This window comes from Amycolatopsis sp. NPDC051061 (assembly GCF_040682935.1).
GTDB lineage: Bacteria > Actinomycetota > Actinomycetes > Mycobacteriales > Pseudonocardiaceae > Amycolatopsis.
Map to the genome: position 1 here is coordinate 86718 of NZ_JBFBBZ010000022.1, position 17495 is coordinate 104212.

The 17495-nt window shown below is 73.1% G+C and carries 18 protein-coding genes; 8 read left to right on the top strand and 10 right to left on the bottom strand.

All coding sequences use genetic code 11. The features are described 5' to 3' along the window. Positions 1-37: 37 nt before the first annotated feature. A complete protein-coding gene (locus tag AB0N03_RS27895) occupies positions 38-247 on the bottom strand; it encodes a hypothetical protein (protein WP_155542013.1) in 210 nt (69 codons plus the stop codon). Beyond that, the gene (gene pknB, locus AB0N03_RS27900) at positions 244-2271 is read right to left on the bottom strand and encodes a Stk1 family PASTA domain-containing Ser/Thr kinase (protein ID WP_364377521.1); all 2028 of its coding nucleotides are present in this window, start codon (positions 2269-2271) and stop codon (positions 244-246) included. Before pknB ends, AB0N03_RS27895 begins: the two co-directional genes overlap by 4 nt. Before the next feature lie 102 nt (positions 2272-2373). Here pknB and AB0N03_RS27905 point away from each other — a divergent pair, with 102 nt between their 5' ends. Continuing rightward, positions 2374-2742 (top strand): Rv2175c family DNA-binding protein, encoded by a 369-nt coding sequence (locus AB0N03_RS27905; protein WP_364377523.1) that lies wholly within the window; start codon positions 2374-2376, stop codon positions 2740-2742. A gap of 221 nt (positions 2743-2963) precedes the next feature. Here AB0N03_RS27905 and AB0N03_RS27910 read toward each other — a convergent pair whose 3' ends face one another. Genes AB0N03_RS27910 through merB form a run of 5 tightly spaced genes read right to left on the bottom strand, consistent with a single transcriptional unit; the run spans position 2964 to position 7978 of the window. Next, on the bottom strand, positions 2964-3743 hold the full coding sequence (locus AB0N03_RS27910; RefSeq protein WP_364377525.1) for an LLM class F420-dependent oxidoreductase: 780 nt from the start codon (positions 3741-3743) through the stop codon (positions 2964-2966). Then, positions 3740-4666, bottom strand: a complete 927-nt coding sequence (locus AB0N03_RS27915; protein WP_364377527.1) for a phytoene/squalene synthase family protein — start codon at positions 4664-4666, stop codon at positions 3740-3742. Before AB0N03_RS27915 ends, AB0N03_RS27910 begins: the two co-directional genes overlap by 4 nt. Next, a complete protein-coding gene (gene crtI, locus AB0N03_RS27920; protein ID WP_364377529.1) occupies positions 4663-6135 on the bottom strand; it encodes a phytoene desaturase family protein in 1473 nt (490 codons plus the stop codon). The genes AB0N03_RS27915 and crtI overlap by 4 nt, the downstream gene beginning before the upstream one ends. Before the next feature lies 1 nt (position 6136). Then, complete coding sequence (locus tag AB0N03_RS27925) at positions 6137-7228, bottom strand: polyprenyl synthetase family protein (protein ID WP_364377531.1); 1092 nt, start codon at positions 7226-7228, stop codon at positions 6137-6139. A 60-nt stretch (positions 7229-7288) separates the two neighbouring features. Further along, positions 7289-7978, bottom strand: coding sequence for an organomercurial lyase (gene merB / locus AB0N03_RS27930; protein ID WP_364377533.1), 690 nt, complete (start codon positions 7976-7978; stop codon positions 7289-7291). A 96-nt stretch (positions 7979-8074) separates the two neighbouring features. On the opposite strand from merB, the gene AB0N03_RS27935 reads away from it, so the two are divergent. The 3 genes from AB0N03_RS27935 to AB0N03_RS27945 all read left to right on the top strand — a co-directional run bounded on the left by AB0N03_RS27935 (position 8075) and on the right by AB0N03_RS27945 (position 11836). Next, the gene (locus AB0N03_RS27935; protein ID WP_364377534.1) at positions 8075-8959 is read left to right on the top strand and encodes a methylenetetrahydrofolate reductase; all 885 of its coding nucleotides are present in this window, start codon (positions 8075-8077) and stop codon (positions 8957-8959) included. Between the two features lie 42 nt (positions 8960-9001). Next, positions 9002-10690 (top strand): DUF885 domain-containing protein, encoded by a 1689-nt coding sequence (locus AB0N03_RS27940; protein ID WP_364377535.1) that lies wholly within the window; start codon positions 9002-9004, stop codon positions 10688-10690. 348 nt (positions 10691-11038) lie between these two features. Beyond that, positions 11039-11836: an EamA family transporter gene (locus tag AB0N03_RS27945; protein WP_364377537.1), complete on the top strand. Its 798-nt coding sequence runs from the start codon at positions 11039-11041 to the stop codon at positions 11834-11836. Between the two features lie 18 nt (positions 11837-11854). Here AB0N03_RS27945 and AB0N03_RS27950 read toward each other — a convergent pair whose 3' ends face one another. Beyond that, on the bottom strand, positions 11855-12427 hold the full coding sequence (locus AB0N03_RS27950) for a GNAT family N-acetyltransferase (RefSeq protein ID WP_364377539.1): 573 nt from the start codon (positions 12425-12427) through the stop codon (positions 11855-11857). After that, the gene (locus AB0N03_RS27955; protein WP_364377541.1) at positions 12424-12936 is read right to left on the bottom strand and encodes a YbaK/EbsC family protein; all 513 of its coding nucleotides are present in this window, start codon (positions 12934-12936) and stop codon (positions 12424-12426) included. The genes AB0N03_RS27950 and AB0N03_RS27955 overlap by 4 nt, the downstream gene beginning before the upstream one ends. 222 nt (positions 12937-13158) lie before the next feature. Between AB0N03_RS27955 and AB0N03_RS27960 the strand changes: the two genes are divergently transcribed. From AB0N03_RS27960 to AB0N03_RS27975, 4 genes are all read left to right on the top strand, one after another. Beyond that, positions 13159-14073, top strand: coding sequence for an SAV_6107 family HEPN domain-containing protein (locus AB0N03_RS27960; protein WP_364377543.1), 915 nt, complete (start codon positions 13159-13161; stop codon positions 14071-14073). Continuing rightward, complete coding sequence (locus AB0N03_RS27965) at positions 14063-14833, top strand: maleylpyruvate isomerase family mycothiol-dependent enzyme (RefSeq protein ID WP_364377545.1); 771 nt, start codon at positions 14063-14065, stop codon at positions 14831-14833. The genes AB0N03_RS27960 and AB0N03_RS27965 overlap by 11 nt, the downstream gene beginning before the upstream one ends. 58 nt (positions 14834-14891) lie before the next feature. Further along, entirely contained in the window at positions 14892-15620 is a 729-nt protein-coding gene (locus AB0N03_RS27970) for a VOC family protein (RefSeq protein ID WP_364377547.1), read from the top strand. A 184-nt stretch (positions 15621-15804) separates the two neighbouring features. Continuing rightward, positions 15805-16794, top strand: coding sequence for a GNAT family N-acetyltransferase (locus tag AB0N03_RS27975; protein ID WP_364377673.1), 990 nt, complete (start codon positions 15805-15807; stop codon positions 16792-16794). A 172-nt stretch (positions 16795-16966) separates the two neighbouring features. Here the strand turns inward: AB0N03_RS27975 and def are convergent, their stop codons facing one another. After that, on the bottom strand, positions 16967-17467 hold the full coding sequence (gene def / locus AB0N03_RS27980; RefSeq protein ID WP_364377549.1) for a peptide deformylase: 501 nt from the start codon (positions 17465-17467) through the stop codon (positions 16967-16969). Between the last annotated feature and the right edge of the window lie 28 nt (positions 17468-17495).

The window sequence follows — 17495 nt, forward strand, 5'->3', positions numbered from 1 at the left end:
AGTTGTTGCGTCTGTCGTTGGTAGCCCTTCGACGCCGCTAGCGGCCCAGCGGTTGCCACCGTTCGACATAAACCGTGCGAGGGGGTTCGAAGTCCACGACGAGCACCTGGGTGCCGGAGGAGAAGCTCGCGTCCGGGTCGGCCGGGTAGGCGTAGAACGCCTCCGTGCCGCCCCGGACGTTCAGGAGCACCTCGCCGATGAGGCCGGGGCCGATCGTGCCGGTCACGCGGCCTCGGCTGCCGATCATCCCCCGAAGCCCTTCAGCTTGACCTTGCTGCCCTTCTGCACGAACGTGCCCGGCTGCGGGTCCTGCTGGAAGACGAAGTCGAAGCCCCCGCCGCCGTTGCCGTGGCCCCGGCCGCCGTCGCGGTCGGCCTGCAGCCCGGCCTGCTCGAGGATCTTCTGGGCGTCGTCGAACGAGCGGAACCGCACGTCCGGCACCTGGACGGCGTTGTTGACGAAGACGCCGATCCGCTTCGCCTTCGCCTGCGCGTTGGCCGGTGGGTCGGTCCGGGTGACGGCGCCGCCCGGGATGTCCTGCTTGAACTCCTCGCCCGCCTGGAACGGCTCGAAGCCGGCCTGCTGCAGCAGCTGGAACGCCTCGTCCTTGCTCCGCCCGGCGACGTCCGGGACCGGCGGCAGCGGGATCGGGCCCTTCGACACGATGATCGTGACCTGGCCGCCGATGTTCAGCTGGCTGCCCGCGGACGGCTCGGTGCGGATCACCGCGCCCTGCGGGACGTCGGCGTCGAAGTCGTCCGTCCCGCGGACCGGGGTCAGCCGGGCGGTCTTGATCGCCTGCTCGGCGTCGGGCAGCGCGGTGCCCGGCCGGATGTCCGGCACCGCCGGGCGGCCCTTCGACAGCACGACCGACACCGTCGAGTTCGGCGCCAGCGACGTGCCCTCCGCGGGCTCGGCGCGCAGCACGGTGTTCGAGGGCACCGAGTTGTCGTACTCCTGGCTGAACTGCGGGTTCAGCTTCACCGCCCGCAGCGCGTCGCCCGCCGCGGCCTGGTTCAGCCCGACGAGCTTCGGCACGGTCGCGGTCTTGTCGCCCCCGGTGTCGGTGAGCATGAAGATGAACGCCGTGATCAGCCCGCCGAACAGCAGCACCGCCCCGGCGATGATGGCGATCCGCTTCCGGTTGTCCTTCGGCCGCTCCGGCTCCGGCTCGCTCCGGCGCCGCGACCCCGGCGGCCGCACGGGCGGGATCTGCTGGGTGATGCCCGGCGGCGGGGTGCCCGGGTGGCTCAGCGCCCGCGTCGCGTTCGGGCGGTGCACCGGCATCGTCTTCTCGGTGCCCGGCACCTGCGGGATCCGCGGCAGCGTGCGCTCGGTGTCGGCGAGGTCGCCCTGGCCGTGGGAGACCGGGACGGGCACGGTCACCGGCAGCAGGCCCAGCTGCGCGCGCACCGCCGTCAGCTCGGTCAGGAAGTCCCCGGCGTCGGCGGGGCGCAGCTCGGGGTCGCGCCGGGTCGCGCGCGTGATCAGCTCGTCCAGCGCGGGCGGCAGGTCCGGGCGCAGCTCGCTCGGGCGCGGGACGTCGTCGTTCACGTGCCGGTACGCCACCGAGATCGCGGTGTCGCCGGTGTAGGGCACCTGCCCGGTCAGCATTTCGTAGAGCAGGATGCCGGCCGAGTAGACGTCGCCCCGCGCGGACGCCGCGCCCGTCTCGACCTGCTCGGGCGACAGATAGGCGACGGTGCCGAGGATGACGCTCGAGCTCGTCGTGCCCGCGCTCGCCACGGCCCGCACCAGGCCGAAGTCGGCGACCTTCACGACGCCGCCGGCGTGCGGCCCGGACCGGCCGATCAGCACGTTCTCCGGCTTGACGTCCCGGTGCACCAGCCCGGCCCGGTGCGCGGAGGCCAGCGCCGAGAGCACCGGCTCGGCCACGCTCAGCGCCAGCGCGACGTCCAGGGGGCCCTGGTCGGCCAGCAGGTCGCGCAGCGTCCCGCCGTCGACCAGCTCCATCACCAGGAACGCCAGTCCGGACTCGGCGCCCTGGGGCAGGTCGAAGCCCTGGTCGTGCACCGCCACCACGTGCGGGTGGTGCAGCTGCGCCGCCGACTGCGCCTCCCGCACGAACCGGTCCACGAACGACCGGTCGTCGGCGAACCGCGGATCCATGATCTTGATCGCGACCGGACGGTCCAGCCGGGTGTCCGTTCCCCGGTAGACGGAGGACATCCCCCCGTGCGCGAGCAGCCGGTCCACCCGGTAGCGCCGCTCGAGGAGCGTGCCGACCAGGCCGGGTTGGGTGCGAGTCACGAGTATGGATCGTACGGAACCGCACACGGCTGGTGGAGGAGACCTCGCGGTCACCCATGCGCACTAACGGGCGTGAGTGTGGAATGTGGCAGAGTGTCACCTGTGAGTGGGATTCCTGTCGCCGACGACATTCTCGATACCGCCATCGCGGTCCTCCCGGTGGGAGAGGTCGCGAAAGCCCTCGGGACGTCGGCCAACAAGGTTCGCCAGATGCTGCGCGACGGGCAGCTGATCGCCCTCAGACGCGGCGGTGACCTGTGCGTTCCCGGCGCCTTCTTGGTCAAGGACGGGGTCGTCAAGGGCCTCGCCGGGACTATCACGGTGCTCGCCGACTCCGGGTTCTCCCGGACCGAGATGCTGCGGTGGCTCTTCGAGACCGACGAGAGCCTGCCGGGCAACACCCCGGTCAACGCCCTGCGCACCAGCCACGGCACGGAGGTGAAGCGCCGCGCGCAAGCGATGGCGTTCTGACCTGCGGAGACAGCTCGCCGCCGCAGGGTCGCGCAGGTGGGCCGCGCCCAGCCGGGGATGACAGACGGTGACCATGCCGATGCCGGCGCAGGAGATCGTCGACGCCGGCGTGGCGCCCGCCGCCCCGGTCCGCGAACGCGTCGCCGCACACCGGGCTCAAAAGCCGTGAAGGCCACCTTCAGGAACTTGAAGTTCCTGAAGGTGGCCTTCACGAACCAAGCTCAGCCGGTGGTCTTGTCGCGCCAGGCGATCCACGACTTGAGCGCGTCCAGGTCGTAGTCTGGGCCGCCCACACCCACCGTGAACGTCGTGACGCCCAGGCTCAGCAGCTTCGGGCCCAGCTCGTCCGGCTCGCCCTGGACGCCGCACGAGCGCTCGATCTCGGCCGGGTCGCGGCCGACGTCCGCGCAGTGCTGGTCGAGGATCTTCACCTTGCGCTCGACGACCTCCGGGTCGCCGAAGCCGTGCCAGATGTCGCCGTGCTTGGCGACCAGCTTGAGGGTCTTCTTCTCGCCGCCGCCGCCGATGAGGACCGGGATCTTGCGGGTCGGCGCCGGGTTCAGCTTGCCGAGGCGCGACTCGATGCGCGGCAACGACTCCGCCAGGTTGTCGAGGCGGCCGCCCGCGGTGCCGAACTCGTAGCCGTACTCGTCGTAGTCCTTCTCGAACCAGCCCGAGCCGATGCCGAGGATGAGCCGGCCGCCGGAGATGTGGTCGACCGTGCGGGCCATGTCGGCCAGCAGCTCGGGGTTGCGGTAGCTGTTGCAGGTCACCAGCGCGCCGATCTCCACGCGCGACGTCGACTCCGCCCACGCGCCGAGCATGGTCCAGCACTCGAAGTGCGCGCCCTCGGGATCGCCGTACAGCGGGTAGAAGTGGTCCCAGTTGAAGACGATGTCGGCGCCGAGGTCTTCGGCGGCCGAGGCGGTGCGCCGGATGGTGTCGTAGTCGGCGTGCTGCGGCTGGAGCTGCAGGCCGATCCGGATGCGTCGTTCGGTCATGACCGCAGCCTACGACCGCCCCGGAGCGTCTCGCGCGCCCAGACCGCGGCCAAGGGTGGTAGCGCGACTACCAGCCTGCGGGACTTCGGCACCACCGCGCGCCGCGTGAGGATGTCGTAGTCCAGCGCGACGATCTCGTCCAGGATGCCTTCGTACAGCGTCAACGCCGTCCGCACGCACGGCCGCGATTCGGGCCGCAGCAACGGAACCCCCGCTTCGGCCCGCCGGTACACCGCCCGCGTCCTCGCGACGAAGTACGCCAGCGCCGCCCGGATCCGCGGGTCGGGCCGCCGCTGCTCCAGCAACGATCGCGAGACGCCGAACGCCGCCAGCTCCGAAGTCGGCAGGTAGAGGCGACCACGATCGAGGTCCTCGCCGACGTCGCGCAGGAAGTTCGTCAGCTGGAACGCCTCGCCCAACGCGATGGCACCCGGCGAAGCGTCGGCGCGCGGCCCGACCGTGCCGAACACCGGCAGCATCTGCAGGCCGATCACCGCGGCCGAGCCGTACATGTACTCATCCAGCTCGGCGAACGTCCGGTACTCGATCGGGTGGAGATCCAGCCGCATGGACTTCAGGAACGCGTCGAACAAGTCACGCGCGATGCCGTAGCGCCGCACGGTGTCGGCCAAGGCCACCAGCACCGGGTCGCCCGGGGTGCCGCCGTCGTAGACGACGTCGACCATCGCCGCGACGCGGTCCAAGGACTCGGCCGGGTCGGTGCCCGGCTCGGGGTTGTCGACGAGTTCGTCGGCCATCCGCGCGAACCCGTAGAGCGTGTGCGCGGCCGGCCGGGCCCGCGCCGGCAGCAGCCGGGTGGCCAGGAAGAACGTGCGCCCGTGGTGGGCGTTGATGCGGCGGCACTCCGTGTACGCGGCCCGCAGGTCCGGCGAGAGGATGCCCGCGGCGTCGAGTTCGTTCACCGGCCGGTGATCCTTTCCGCTGCCAGTCGTCCGGAGATGAGCACGGGCGGGATGCCGACGCCGGGAGTGGTGCCGCAGCCGGCGAGCACCACGTTGCCCGCCGCGCGCACCAGGTTCGCCGGCCGGAACGGGCCGGTCTGCGCGAACGTGTGCGCCAGCGAGAACGGCGTCCCGGCCGCGAGCCCGCGCGCCGCCCAGTCCGCCGGGGTGATCGTCTCGTCGACGGTGAACCCGTCGCCGAACCCGGTGAGCCCGCGCGCTTCGAGCGTGCGAAGGAGCTCTTCGCGGTACGGCCCGCGGACACGGTCCCAGTCGATCGGCCCGCGACGCAGGTTCGGCGCGGGCGCGAGCACCGAGACGATCTCGCCGCCGCGCCCGGCCAGCCCCGGGTCGTTCGCCGTGGGGCGCGTGACCAGCAGCGACGGGTCGCTCATGAGCTTCCCTTCGCGGATGATCTCCGCGAACGTCCGCTCCCAGGCGTCGCCGAAGTAGATCGTGTGGTGCCCGAGGTCCCACGCCCGCGTCGTCCGGCCGTGCAGGACGACGGCGGACGGCGAATACCGCAGCGGCACGACTCGCCGGGGCCGCGCGCCGATGAGCCGGTAGGCCGCGCTCAGCTCGGTGGCGAGGACGACGGCGTCGCAGGCGATCCGCTCGCCCGAGCGCGTCCGGACCGCGCGCACCCGCGAGGAGACCCGCTCGAGCCACGCGGCTTCGGTGCCGAACCGCACGTCGGCGCCCGCCCGGGCCGCCGCGCCGGTCATCGCCCGGCCGATCTCGCCCATCCCGCCTTCGGGGTAGTAGACACCGCCGACGGTGTCCATGTAGGCGATGACGCCGTACGCGCCGATCGCGCTCGCCGGGTCGAGACCGGCGTAGAGCGACTGGAAGGTGAAGAGCCGCCGGACCCGTTCGTCGAGCAGGTAGCGGGAGACGCGCGGGCCGAGCCGGCCGAACCCGCCCAGCGCGGCGAGCTTCACCAGCTCGGGGCGGGCGAGGTCGAGCGGCGAGTCGAAGTTCGCCGCCAGGAAGCGGTCCTTCTGCACGGCGTACAGCTCGCTCAGCCAGCGTCGCAGCGCCCGGTAGCCCGCCGCCTCGCGGGCGCCGGCGAAGGCGCGGATCTCGGCCTCCATCGCGTCGCCGTCCGTACGCAGCCTCAGCGAGCTGCCGTCGGCGAACCGGGCCTCGTAGGCCGGGTCCAGCCGGGTCAGGCGCAGGTTCTTGGCCAGCGGTTCGCCGACCGCGGCGAACGCCTCTTCGAGGAGCTCGGGCATGGTCAGCACGCTCGCGCCGGTGTCCACGGCGTTGCCGTCGAAGTTCTCCTGCCCGGCGCGCCCGCCCGGGACGTCGGCCTGCTCCAGCAGCGTGACGCGCCGGCCCGCGCCGAGCAGGTGCAGGGTCGCCGAAAGCCCGGCCAACCCGGCCCCGATGACAACGACGTGGTCGGCGGGCCCGTCTACGTGCCGCACGTCAGTAAGTCCGCTGGGTGGCCTTGACGACCAGCCCGGTCAGCGCGGCGGGCGCCGGCTCGGCCAGGTGCGCGCGCTCGAGCGCGGCCATCGCGGCGGTGGTCAGCTCGTCGATCCGGCACTCGACCGCGTCGACCGCCCCGACCTGCTGCAGCGCCATCCGGACGGTCTCGACGCCCTCGTCGGACAGGTCGGCGTCGCCGATGGCGTCCGCGATGACCGTGGCCGCGGCCGTCTCGCCCTTCTCGGCGGCGAGCTGCAGGCCGAGCGCGACGAGCAGCGTGCGCTTGCCCTCGCGCAGGTCGTCGCCGGCGGGCTTGCCGGTGACCGACGGGTCGCCGAACACGCCCAGCAGGTCGTCACGCAGCTGGAACGCGACGCCGACCTCGCCGCCGAACTCCAGCAGCGTGGCGATCAGCTCGTCCGACGCCCCGCCGAGCGCGGCGCCGAGGTGCAGCGGCCGCTGCACGGTGTAGGCGGCGGTCTTGAGCCGGTCGATCTTCAGCGCGGCCTCGACGGAGGCGTCGCCGGTGGCCTGCGTGCGGACGTCGAGGTACTGCCCGGCGAGCACCTCGGTGCGCATCGCGCGCCACGCCGGGCGAGCCGCGGAGAGGGTCTGCGCGGGCAGGGCCGCGTCGGCGAACATGTCGTCGGCCCAGGCCAGGGCCAGGTCGCCGACGAGCACCGCGGTGGCCAGGCCGAACGTCGCGGGGGAGCCGAGCCAGCCCTGGTCGGCGTGCAGCTTCGCGCCCGCGATGTGCACCGTCGGGAAACCGCGCCGGGAGTCGGAGGAGTCGATCAGGTCGTCGTGGATCAGCGCGCACGCCTGGATCAGCTCGAGGCTCGACACCGCCTGCAGCACGCCCTCGGCGTCCGGGCCGGCCGGGTCGCCGCCCGCGCCGCGCCAGCCCCACCAGGCGAACGTCGGGCGCAAGCGCTTGCCACCGGTCAGCACGAACCCGCTCAGCGCGTCGATCCCGGCCTTCACGGTCGGCTCGGTCGCCACGATTTCCGCGCTCGCCCGGCCGAGGAACCCGGCCAGCGCGCGCTCGACGTCAGCGGGCAGATCGGCGTCGGAAACGGGCGCGTTCATCCCGCCATCCTCGCGGAACCGGCGGGGGCGCGGGCTGCCGGGGCACCCGGATGTGGCGAATCAGACTCCGGCCGTGGCCGCCCAGAACGGCCCGGTCAGGCCCGCTTCGGCGAAGTACGCGACGGCGCTGTCCGGTTCCCGCCGCCGGTAGCCGCGCTCGAGCCGGCCCTCGTACCAGCCGCGCGCGAGCCGCCACAGCGTGACGAGGTCCATGACGTACCCCTTGGCCTGCCCGGTGGCCGCCAGCCAGGCGTCCACGCAGGACTCGCAGCAGAACAGCCGCTGATGCCCGCAGGTGCGCAGCACGTCGTCCCACATCCGCGCGGCGGGCACGAGGAAGTGCGCCACCTGCGCGCCCTCGGGCGGCGCGGCACGGTCCACGACCAGTGCGTGCGGCTGGCCGCAGCCGGGGCAGCGGGTCGCGACGAGCACCTCCGGCTCGCCGGCCACCAGGTGGGGGATGGCGAAGGAGTCCCACGCGCAGCCGCCCCACCACAGCGTGTGCGAGCCCATCACCGAGAAGCCGAGCGACTTCGCCGCGAACGGGTGGGCCAGCACGACGTGCTCGGACTCGTCGAGCACCAGGTGGTGGGCCGCGGCGAGCCGGTGCAGCGCCTGCTTGGCGACGGCCAGTGACCCGCCAGCGGCGTCGGCCAGCTCCGGCGCGGACGGCGCGCGGCCGCGGTCGGCGAAGGCGTGGTAGACGGCGAGGCGCACGTCCTCGTCCCAGCTCGCGTCGTCGTCCCTCACCCGGCCAGTTTAGTCCTCGAACCTGAGTCGAACGTCAGTCTCGCGACGCGGACGGGGGCTCCCGCATCGCGGGCGTCGGCCCTTAACATTCCAGGTATGACGTCGGTGATCGAGCGGTTGCGAGGAGACGGGCCGAAGTTCTCCATCGAGTTCTTCCCGCCCCGGGACACGGCGGACGAGGCCGTCCTCTGGAAGGCGATCCGGGAGCTCGAGCCGTACGACCCGGCCTACATGTCGATCACCTACGGTGCCGGCGGCTCCAGCCGCGACGGCACGATCCGCAGTATCGCGCGCGTCGCCACCGAGACCACGCTCGTGCCGATGGCCCACCTGACCGCGGTCAACCACACCGTCGCCGAGCTGCGGAACGTGATCGGCTGGTACGCCTCGGTCGGCGTCCGCAACATCCTCGCGCTGCGCGGCGACCCGCCGGGCGACGTCTACGGCGACTGGACCCCGCACCCGCAGGGCCTGACCTACGCCGAAGAGCTGGTGCAGCTGGTCCGCGAGCTGGGCGACTTCTGCGTCGGCGTCTCGGCGTCCACCTACGGCCACCCGCGCTCCCCCGACCTGGAGACCGACACGAAGTACCTGGTCAGCAAGCTGCGCGCGGGGGCGGACTTCGCGATCGCGCAGCTGTTCCACGACGCCGAGGACTTCCTCCGGCTGCGCGACCGGGTGGCCGCGACCGGCTGCGACGTCCCGGTGCTGCCCGGCGTCATGCCGCTGACGACGCTGCGGACCCTGCAGACGACGATCAAGCTGTCCGGCGCGCCGGCCCCTCGAAAGCTGCTGGACCGGCTCGAGCCGCTGGCCGACGACCCCAAGGCGTTCCGCGCGGCGGGCATCGACGTCATCACCGAGCTGTGCGAGAAGCTGATCGCCGAGGGCGTGCCGAACCTGCACTTCTACACGTTCAACCGGTCGAAGGCGACGCGTGAGGTGATCGCGAGGCTGGGGCTCGTCCCGGCCCGTGCTTAAGTCCGTACCGCGGATCACAGACGGCCCGGTAGCGTGCGGCGCATGGCTTCTTCTGCTTCCGAAGGCGTGCACGCGATCTGTGACCGCTTCGTCGACGACTACGCGGCCGCGGACCCGGTCACCGCGACGGTCATCGGCATCAAGGGTCACGACCGCCGGCTGACCGACTACTCGGCGGACGGGTTCGCCGAGCGCGCCGGGCTCGCCGCGCGGGCACACGCCGCCGTCACCGCCGCCGAGCCGCGGGACACCGCGGAGCGCGCCGCCAAGGCCGTGTTCTCCGAGCGCGTCGGCCTGGAGCTGGAGATCCACGAAGCCGGTCTCGACGTGGCGAGCCTCAACGTCATCTCCAGCCCGGTGCAGGAACTGCGGATGGCGTTCGACCTGATGCCCCTGGACACCGAGCAGGACTGGTCGGTCGTCTCGGCCCGGATCGGCGAGGTCCCGCAGGCGCTCGCGAACGTGCGCAACGGCCTGCTCACGGCGGCCGACGCGGGGCGGGTCGCGGCGCTGCGGCAGGTCGCGAAGGTGGCGGAGCAGTGCGAGACGTGGGCCGGGCTGAAGGAGGAGACGGGGTTCTTCACCCAGCTCACCGGCGGCGCGACTTCGCAGGGCGAAGCGTTGAAGGGAGACCTCGCGCACGGGGCGCGGGCCGCCGAGGAGGCGTTCGCGGAGTTCGCCGGGTTCCTGCGGGCCGAGCTGGCGCCGAAGGCCCCGGTCAAGGACGCCGTCGGCGAGGACGTCTACCGCCTGTGGTCGCGGTACTTCGTCGGCGCGGCGCTGGACCTGCGCGAGGCGTACGAGTGGGGCTGGGCGGAGTTCGCCCGGATCGAGTCCGAGATGCGCGCGGTCGCGAACCGCGTCAAGCCGGGTGCTTCCCTGGCGGAAGCCGCCGCGATCCTGGACGCCGACCCGCGCTACCGCGTCCGCGGCCGCGCCGAGTTCGAGGCGTGGATGCAGCACCTGTCCGACGAAGCGCTGAAGTCGTTGCGCGGCAAGCACTTCGACATTTCCGACCGCGTGATGGCGCTGGAGTGCAAGATCGCCCCGCCGGGCGGCGGCGTCGGCGCGTACTACACGGGCCCGAGCGAGGACTTCGGCCGCCCGGGCCGCATGTGGTGGTCCCTGCCGGCCGGCCGCGACGAGTTCGTCACGTGGCGCGAGACGAGCACGGTCTACCACGAGGGCGCGCCGGGCCACCACCTCCAGATCGCGACGGCGGTGGACCAGTCCGAGGGGCTGAACAAGTACCAGCGCCTGATGGCGTTCACCTCGGGCCACGCGGAGGGCTGGGCGCTGTACTCGGAGCGCCTGATGGAGGAGCTGGGTTACCTTTCGGACGACGGCGACCTGCTGGGAATGCTGGCGGAGCAACTCTTCCGCGCGGCGCGCGTGGTGGTGGACCTGGGGATGCACCTGGAGCTCACGATCCCGGCGGGAACGGGCTTCCACGAGGGTGCGCGCTGGACCCCGGAGCTGGGCCTGGAGTTCATGCTGACCCGCACGATCACGGACGAGGCCCACGTCCGCGACGAGATCGATCGCTACCTGGGCTGGCCCGGCCAGGCGCCGGCGTACAAGATCGGCGAGCGCCTTTGGCTGGCGGCCCGGGCGGAGGCGCGGTCGCGGGCAGGTGCCGGGTTCGACATCAAGCGGTTCCACACGGAGGCGCTGAGGATGGGCGGGATGGGGCTGGACACACTGCGGGAGCAGCTGGCCCAGCTGGACTGAGGTGTGCGCGGCCCCGCCCGATCGCGGCGGGGCCCCCGCCCTTCCCTTGGGGGGCGTCCCACGTCCAGTTTATCGTCCCCGGCCGACAAAACCCGCTGAGAAGCCGTTTCGCGGCCCGACTGTCCACAATGCCGCCTGCCTGTGGACAACCATCGAAAACCGTTGGCTCCGGCCGATCTCGCTCGGCTAAGTTCGTCCTCGTGCGCCGAATTCTCTTCGTCACCCCACCGCCCCGCGCCTGAGCGGGGTGGTCCCCAGCTGCGTGGCCTCCAGGGCCCGCGGCTGATCAGTCGTGCACACCGCCCCGCGTCGTCGAACTCCCTTTTCCTTCGACGCAGGAGCATTCCTTTGACAACCCTGTCCACGCGCGCCCGGTCTTCGGCCGCGCTCGTTCTAGCCGGTGTTCTCTGGGGCACCGGTGGCCTCGCCGGCTCACTTCTCGGGCAACTGGCCGGCCTCCACCCGCTCGCCGTCGCCGCGTACCGGCTGCTCGTCGGCGGCGGTGTCGCGACCCTCTTCGTCCTACTGAGAGGCGGTGCTCTCCCGCGCACGGCCGAAGCGGCGAAACGGCTTCTCGCCGTCGGCGGGCTGTTCGCGCTCTTCCAAGCGAGCTACTTCGCCGCCGTCGCGCTCAGCTCGGTCAGCATCGCCACGATGACCACCATCGGCGCGGCACCCGTCGTCGTCACCCTCGCCGCGGTGCGCAGGCCCCACCGCTGGACGGTGCTCTCGATCGCCGGCACCCTCGCCGGCCTGGTGCTGCTCCGCTGGTCACCGGACGAACCCGCCCACCTCCTCGGAGGCCTCGGCTTCGCCCTCCTCGCCGCGGCGGGCTTCGCGACCCTGACGCTGCTCACCCCCGTGGCGAGCTGGACGGGCATGGCGCTGCCACTGCACGCGGACGTCCTCGCAGCGGCCTGCTACCTCGGCGCGGTGCCGACCGCGCTCGCCTACGCCGCCTACCTGCGCGGCCTGGCGACGGCGCACCCGGTCCTGGGTGCGCTGTCGGCGGTGCTCGAGCCGCTGACGGCCGCGGTCCTGTCCGCCGCGCTCTTCGGGGAACGGCTCGGCGTCACGGCCTGGTGCGGCGCCGCCGTCCTGGTCGCGGCGCTGGCGATCGGGTACTGGCGGCCCGAGCCGCGCTGACCGGCGCCGCCCCTCGGCTCAGCGCGAGTCGAGGGGCAGCGTCCGCCCGAGGATCGCGAACGGCCGCGGGTCGCCGGCGAAGTGGTAGTCGCGCAGGACGTCGACGAACCCGGTCCGGCGGTAGAGCTTCCACGCGCGGCTCGTGCCTTCCGGCGTCGACAGCAGGACGTTCGCGCTCGGCACGCTCTCCAGCAGGGCGCGCAGCAGGTCCTCGCCGATCTGGTGACCCTGGTTTTCGGGCCGGACGTGGATCTCGGTCAGCTCGAAGTAGTCCGACAGCCAGCGCTCGGCCTCTTCGGGCCCGAAGCGGCGGCTCAGGCCGTGGCGCACCTGCTCGTGCCACCACTGCCCGGCCCGGCCGCGGTAGCCGTAGGCCAGGCCGAGCAGGACGTCGTCGGCGTCGAGCGCGGCCATGCAGCGCCAGCCCTCACGCAGCGCGTGGGTGAGCCACATCGGCGCGCGCTGCTCGGCGGTGCCGGCCGGGTACCGCATCGCCCGGACGTAGATGTCCAGCGCCTCGGGCAGGCGGGCGCGGAACTCGTCCGAGGACAGCTGGACGTAGCGGGAGCAGCCGGCGGGCATCGCGGTCACGGCTGCTCATCTTCCTCCGCGCCGCCGAGCGCACCCGGAGTGCCCCCGGTCAACGCGACCAGCCCGGCGAAGGTGGTGGGGAACACGGTCTTGGGGTGCCCGGCCGCGGCCCAGACGACGTCGTGGGCGCGCAGCGCGGTGTCGACGAGCGTCGGCAGCGGCTCGGGGTGCCCGACCGGGGCGACCCCGCCGATCGGCTGCCCGGTGTGCGCCCGCACGAAATCGGCGTCGGCCTTGCCGATTTCCGCGCCGGCCAGCCGCTCGAGCGTGGCCGGATCGGCCCGGTGCGCACCCGACGTCAGCGCGAGGAGCGCTTTTTTGTCGTACCCCAGGCGGAAGATGAGGCTGTTGGCGATGGCCCCCACGGGCACGCCGAGCGCTTCGGCCGCCTGAGCGGCGGTCCGGACCTCGGCGGGCAGCACGCGGATGCCCTCGGCGGCGGCGTGCTGCCCGGCTTCGGCGAGCGCGGCCGCCACCTTGGCGACGGCGGGGTGGTCCAGCGAACTCATGAACCTATGAGATCACGCCACCGACCTGGTGTCCCGCACCACGTCCGGGGATTCCACCCGTGGGGTTGAGCGGACACCGGGTCGGGGTTACTCTGGAAATTGTTCGAACAGACGTTCGACATCGGTGAGCGCGCACCGGTCAGGTGCCCGGCGGCGGGGCGGGGGAAGCGTCCGGCCGCCGGGTGCTCGATCGGGCTCACCCCGCGCAGGAGGAGGGTCGTCATGTCCGTCAAGGTCGTGTCCCCCACGGATTCCGGGCAGCCGCAGCTGCCCATGCCGCTGCGCCCGCCGGTGACCCCGGCAGCGGCCGGCACGCACCACCGGCGACCCCGGCGGCACCCGTCGACGGCCGAGGCGAAGTCCACGCCGCGCTCGTCGGCCCCGGTCGACTCGGGGCAGCCCGAGCTGCCGATGTCGCCGCCGACCGCGGACGGCGCGGACTTCGAACGGCCGCTCCCCGAATCCCTGCGCCCACCCACGGCCGAGGCGGAGCCGGAGCAGGCCCGGCTGCCGGTGCCGCCGCGCCCGTCGATCGCCGACGGTGTGGACTCCGAGCCCTCGCCCCTGCCCACGGCGTTGCGTCCGCCTACCGCCGGTGCTGCGCTTGAGCGGGCGGAGCTGCCGATGCCGCACTCGTCGGTGCCGGACTCGGGGCAGCCTGAACTGCCGGCCTCGCTGCGTCCGCCCACGGCCGATGCCGATCGCAGTCAGTCCCAGCTGCCCATGACCTTGCGCCCGCCTGCTCCGCCGGTCGCGGCCGGCCTGCTCGCCCAAGCCCGGCGGGGGCTCGCCGAGGCCGAACGCGAAACCGCTCCCACCGAGCGGTTCATCGGTGCCTACCTCGCGGCGCTGCGCGGCGCCGCCGCCGTGCTCGCCGCCCGTGGGCGGCCGCACCGGGGGCGCGCGCGGCCGGCCAGCACGTGGGTGCTGCTCGACTCCGTCGCTACCGAATTGCAGGAGTGGTCCGCCTTCTTCGCGAGCAACTCGGCCGCACGCGCCGCCGCGCAGGCCGGGATCACCGGGAAGGTCACCGCCGAGTCGGCCGCCGAGCTGGTGCGCGCCGCCACGTCGTTCCTCGAACTGGTCCGCCGCCTGGTGCACGGCCTCCCGATCACCGGGGAAGCCCATGTCGCGTGAGCACGGCCCGGTCGACCAGGGGCGGCTGCTCACGGCGTTGGGAATCGAAGGCCGGGTGCTGGCCGAGGCCGTCCACGCGGCGCCCGTCGAAGCGCCGGTGCCCGCCTGCCCGGGCTGGTCGCTCGGCGAGGTGGCCCGGCACGTCGGCAGCCTCTACCGGATGGTCCGGCGCCGCCTGACCGACGGCCGCAACCCCGAAGACTGGCCGCGCGACCCCGAGCCGGGCCAGAGCCTGGCGGCCTACCTGGAGACCGGCCTGGCCGAACTGCTCGACGAGCTGGCCGCGCACGACCCGGAAGAGCGCGCCGACACCTGGTGGCCGGCCGACCCGACCTACGGGTTCTGGCGGCGGCGGATGCTGCACGAGACGCTGGTCCACCGTGTGGACGTCGAACAAGCGGCGGGCACTCCGGAGCGCGGCATCGCCGAAGACCTCGCGATCGACGGCATCGACGAGGCGCTGACCCTCTGGTTCGGGCAAAAATTGCCGATGCTGGGGCTGACCGGCACGAAGGCGGGCTCGGTCGGCGTCCGCGCCGGCGCGCACAGCTGGATCGCGCGGGCCGGTCCCGACGTGACGGAGGCCTGGCGCTGTTCGGCCGAGGAGGCCGAGTCCGCGGACGACGTCGTCACGGCCGCCGAACCCGGGCGGATCCACCTGTGGTTGTGGGGCCGATCGTCCCTGACCTCGGTGACCGTGCGGGGCGTGCACGACCAGGCGGCCCAGCTCTGGGCGCTGCTGCGGCTCGCGACCCGATGATCCGGCCGGTGGGGAAGCCGAACCGGAACTGTCGGTGGTGGCCGTTAGCCTGCGGCGCATGAACACGCGCCTGGTGAACCTGGTGATCGACGCGGCGCGGCCGAGGGTCCTGGCGGACTTCTGGGCCGCGCTGCTCGGCTGGCGCGTCGCCCTCGAGGAGCCGGACGAGGTCGACGTGCGCGCCCCGGAGGCCGACGGCTGGGACCTGGACCTGGTTTTCGTGCCGGTGCCCGAAGCCAAGGAAGTGAAGAACCGGATCCACCTGGACCTGGCCAGCACGACGCTCGCGCACCAGGAGGAGCTGGTCTCGCGCGCCTTGGAGCTGGGCGGCAGCCGGGTCGACCTCGGGCAGGGCGCGGTGCCGTGGATCGTGCTGGCGGACCCGGAGGGCAACGAGTTCTGCGTCCTCGAGCCCCGCGACCGGTACGCGTCGGGCGCGGTGGCCTCGATCGTGGTCGACGCCCACGACCCGGAGCGCATGGCGGATTTCTGGGCGCGGCTCACCGGCTGGCCGGTCGGCGCCCGCGAGGGCAACGTTTTGGTGGGGTTGCACGCGCCGTCGGGCCGCGGGCCGTGGCTGGAGTTCCTCCGCAACGACGACGTGAAGCGGGTCAAGAACCGGGTGCACCTCGATGTCGCGCCGCCGTCGGGCACCGAGCACGCGGAGGCGGTGTCGGCGGTCGTGGCGGCGGGCGCGGCGCCCGCGGACCTCGGCGGGCCGGACCTGCCGTGGCGCGTGCTGATGGACCCGGAGGGCAACGAGTTCTGCGTGTTGACCCCACGCTGACCGTTTCGGCCGGGTTGCCGAGCCGCGGCGAACGCTGATCTGCGCGAAACACCCGCGCCCCGGGACGGCAACAACCGCGGGGGACCGTGGGGGCATGGAGACCTCCAGAGCGTTGCCCCAGCTTCGCCCGGCGGCCGCCGCCGAGGTGGCGGACGCGCCGCCGGTGTGGCGGGTGCGGATCCGGATGCACGACCACCCCGGCACCCTGGCCCGCATCGCGATCCGGCTCGCCGACCTCGAGTGCAACATCCTCGGCCTGGCCGTGTTGCCCGTGCCCGGCGGCGTGCTCGACGAGATCGTCCTGCGCCCGGCGACCGGCCTGCCCCGGCGGCACCTGGCCGACGCCATCCGCGCCGAGGGCTGCGAATGCACGGCGATCATCGACGCCGACGTCCACGAGCTGGTCGACCCGGCGTCGACGACGCTGCTCGCGGCCCGCCGGGCGATCGACGACCCGGCTCGGCTCGCCGAGGTGCTGAAGGACGTGCTGGCCGCGGACGTCGTCACGCGCGTCCCCACGGCCGAGGCGAACCCGGCCCGCACCGAGAGCGGGCACCGCGCGGTGTTCGGGCTGGGCGGCGGGGAGGCGCTGGTGGCGCGGCGCCGGTGGGCGCCGTTCGTGCAGCTGGAGCTCACCCGCGCCGAAGCACTGGTGACGTTGCTGACCGCGGCGGCCCGGAACGTCGCGGGCCCGGTGGTGCTGAACCGCCCGGACGGCGCGGCGATCGTCCTGCGCAAGGGCGTCCCGGCCGACGCCGAAGCGGTGTCGGCACTGCACCGCCGCTGCTCGACGGCGACGCTCTTCCGGCGCTACCACACAGGAGTCCGGACGGTCCCGCGCCGCTGGCTGCACCGGCTGCTGGTGCCACCCCGCGGTACGAGCGTGCTCGCGGTCTTCGGCCGCGAGGTGATCGGGCTGGCCCAGCTGATCCCGTCCGCGGCGGGCGGGGCCGAGATTTCCCTGCTGGTGGAGGACGACTGGCAGCGCCAGGGCATCGGCACCGCCCTGCTGGCCAGGGTGGCAGCGCTCGCGGAGGCCGGGGGGAGCACGGAGCTGCGGGCGGACTGCCTCCCCGGCGACGAGGTGCTGGCTCGCACGGCGGCCCGAGCGGGCTTGCGCACGGAACGTCCCACCGAGGACGGCACCCAGCTGCGGATGTTCCCGCCGCCCTGAGCGGGACCGGCTGTGGTGCACGCCGACGTGGGTTCGGCCGCCGGTGGGGCGACCCGAGCCGGCTCGGTGGCCGAGATGGTCTCGGCGCGGCCGGTGCTGCCTGCGTGGGCGATGCTGACGGGGCGTGGTGGCCGCTTGCCGCCGGTGGCACGGCACCACCCGTCTCAGCTGGTCAGCGCTTCCAGAACCAGTCCTTGTCGCGCGCTTCGCGCAGGGCCGTCTTCTTGCGCTCGGCTGTCAGGCGGTCCAGGTAGAGCACGCCGTCGAGGTGGTCGGTTTCGTGCTGGAGGCACTGGGCCAGCACGTCTTCGCCTTCGACCTCGATCGGCTCGTTGTGGATGTCGACGCCTCGGACCTTGGCGTGCATGGCCCGCTTCGTGGGGAACCACAGCTCCGGCACCGACAGGCAGCCCTCGTTGATCTCGTGCGTCTCCTCGGACAGCTCGACGATCTTCGGGTTGATGACGTAACCCGCCAGCCCGGCGACGTCGTAGCTGAAGATGCGCAGCCCGACCCCGATCTGCGGCGCGGCCAGCCCGGCGCGCCCCGCCGGCTTCACCGAGTCGACCAGGTCCCGCACGAGCGCCTCGAGCTTCTCGTCGAACACGGTGACCGGATCGCAGACGGACTTGAGGATCGGGTCCCCGAAATAGCGCAGTTCGCGCATCGCCATGAGCAGAACATCCTTCGTGCGTGTCGGA

Coding starts and splice junctions, on each gene's coding strand:
- AB0N03_RS27895 (WP_155542013.1), bottom strand. CDS start 247: ATGATCGGCAGCCGAGGCCGCGTGACCGGCACGATCGGCCCCGGCCTC.
- AB0N03_RS27910 (WP_364377525.1), bottom strand. CDS start 3,743: ATGACCGAACGACGCATCCGGATCGGCCTGCAGCTCCAGCCGCAGCAC.
- AB0N03_RS27925 (WP_364377531.1), bottom strand. CDS start 7,228: ATGAACGCGCCCGTTTCCGACGCCGATCTGCCCGCTGACGTCGAGCGC.
- AB0N03_RS27935 (WP_364377534.1), top strand. CDS start 8,075: ATGACGTCGGTGATCGAGCGGTTGCGAGGAGACGGGCCGAAGTTCTCC.
- AB0N03_RS27940 (WP_364377535.1), top strand. CDS start 9,002: ATGGCTTCTTCTGCTTCCGAAGGCGTGCACGCGATCTGTGACCGCTTC.
- AB0N03_RS27955 (WP_364377541.1), bottom strand. CDS start 12,936: ATGAGTTCGCTGGACCACCCCGCCGTCGCCAAGGTGGCGGCCGCGCTC.
- AB0N03_RS27960 (WP_364377543.1), top strand. CDS start 13,159: ATGTCCGTCAAGGTCGTGTCCCCCACGGATTCCGGGCAGCCGCAGCTG.
- AB0N03_RS27965 (WP_364377545.1), top strand. CDS start 14,063: ATGTCGCGTGAGCACGGCCCGGTCGACCAGGGGCGGCTGCTCACGGCG.
- AB0N03_RS27970 (WP_364377547.1), top strand. CDS start 14,892: ATGAACACGCGCCTGGTGAACCTGGTGATCGACGCGGCGCGGCCGAGG.
- AB0N03_RS27975 (WP_364377673.1), top strand. CDS start 15,805: ATGCACGACCACCCCGGCACCCTGGCCCGCATCGCGATCCGGCTCGCC.
- def (WP_364377549.1), bottom strand. CDS start 17,467: ATGGCGATGCGCGAACTGCGCTATTTCGGGGACCCGATCCTCAAGTCC.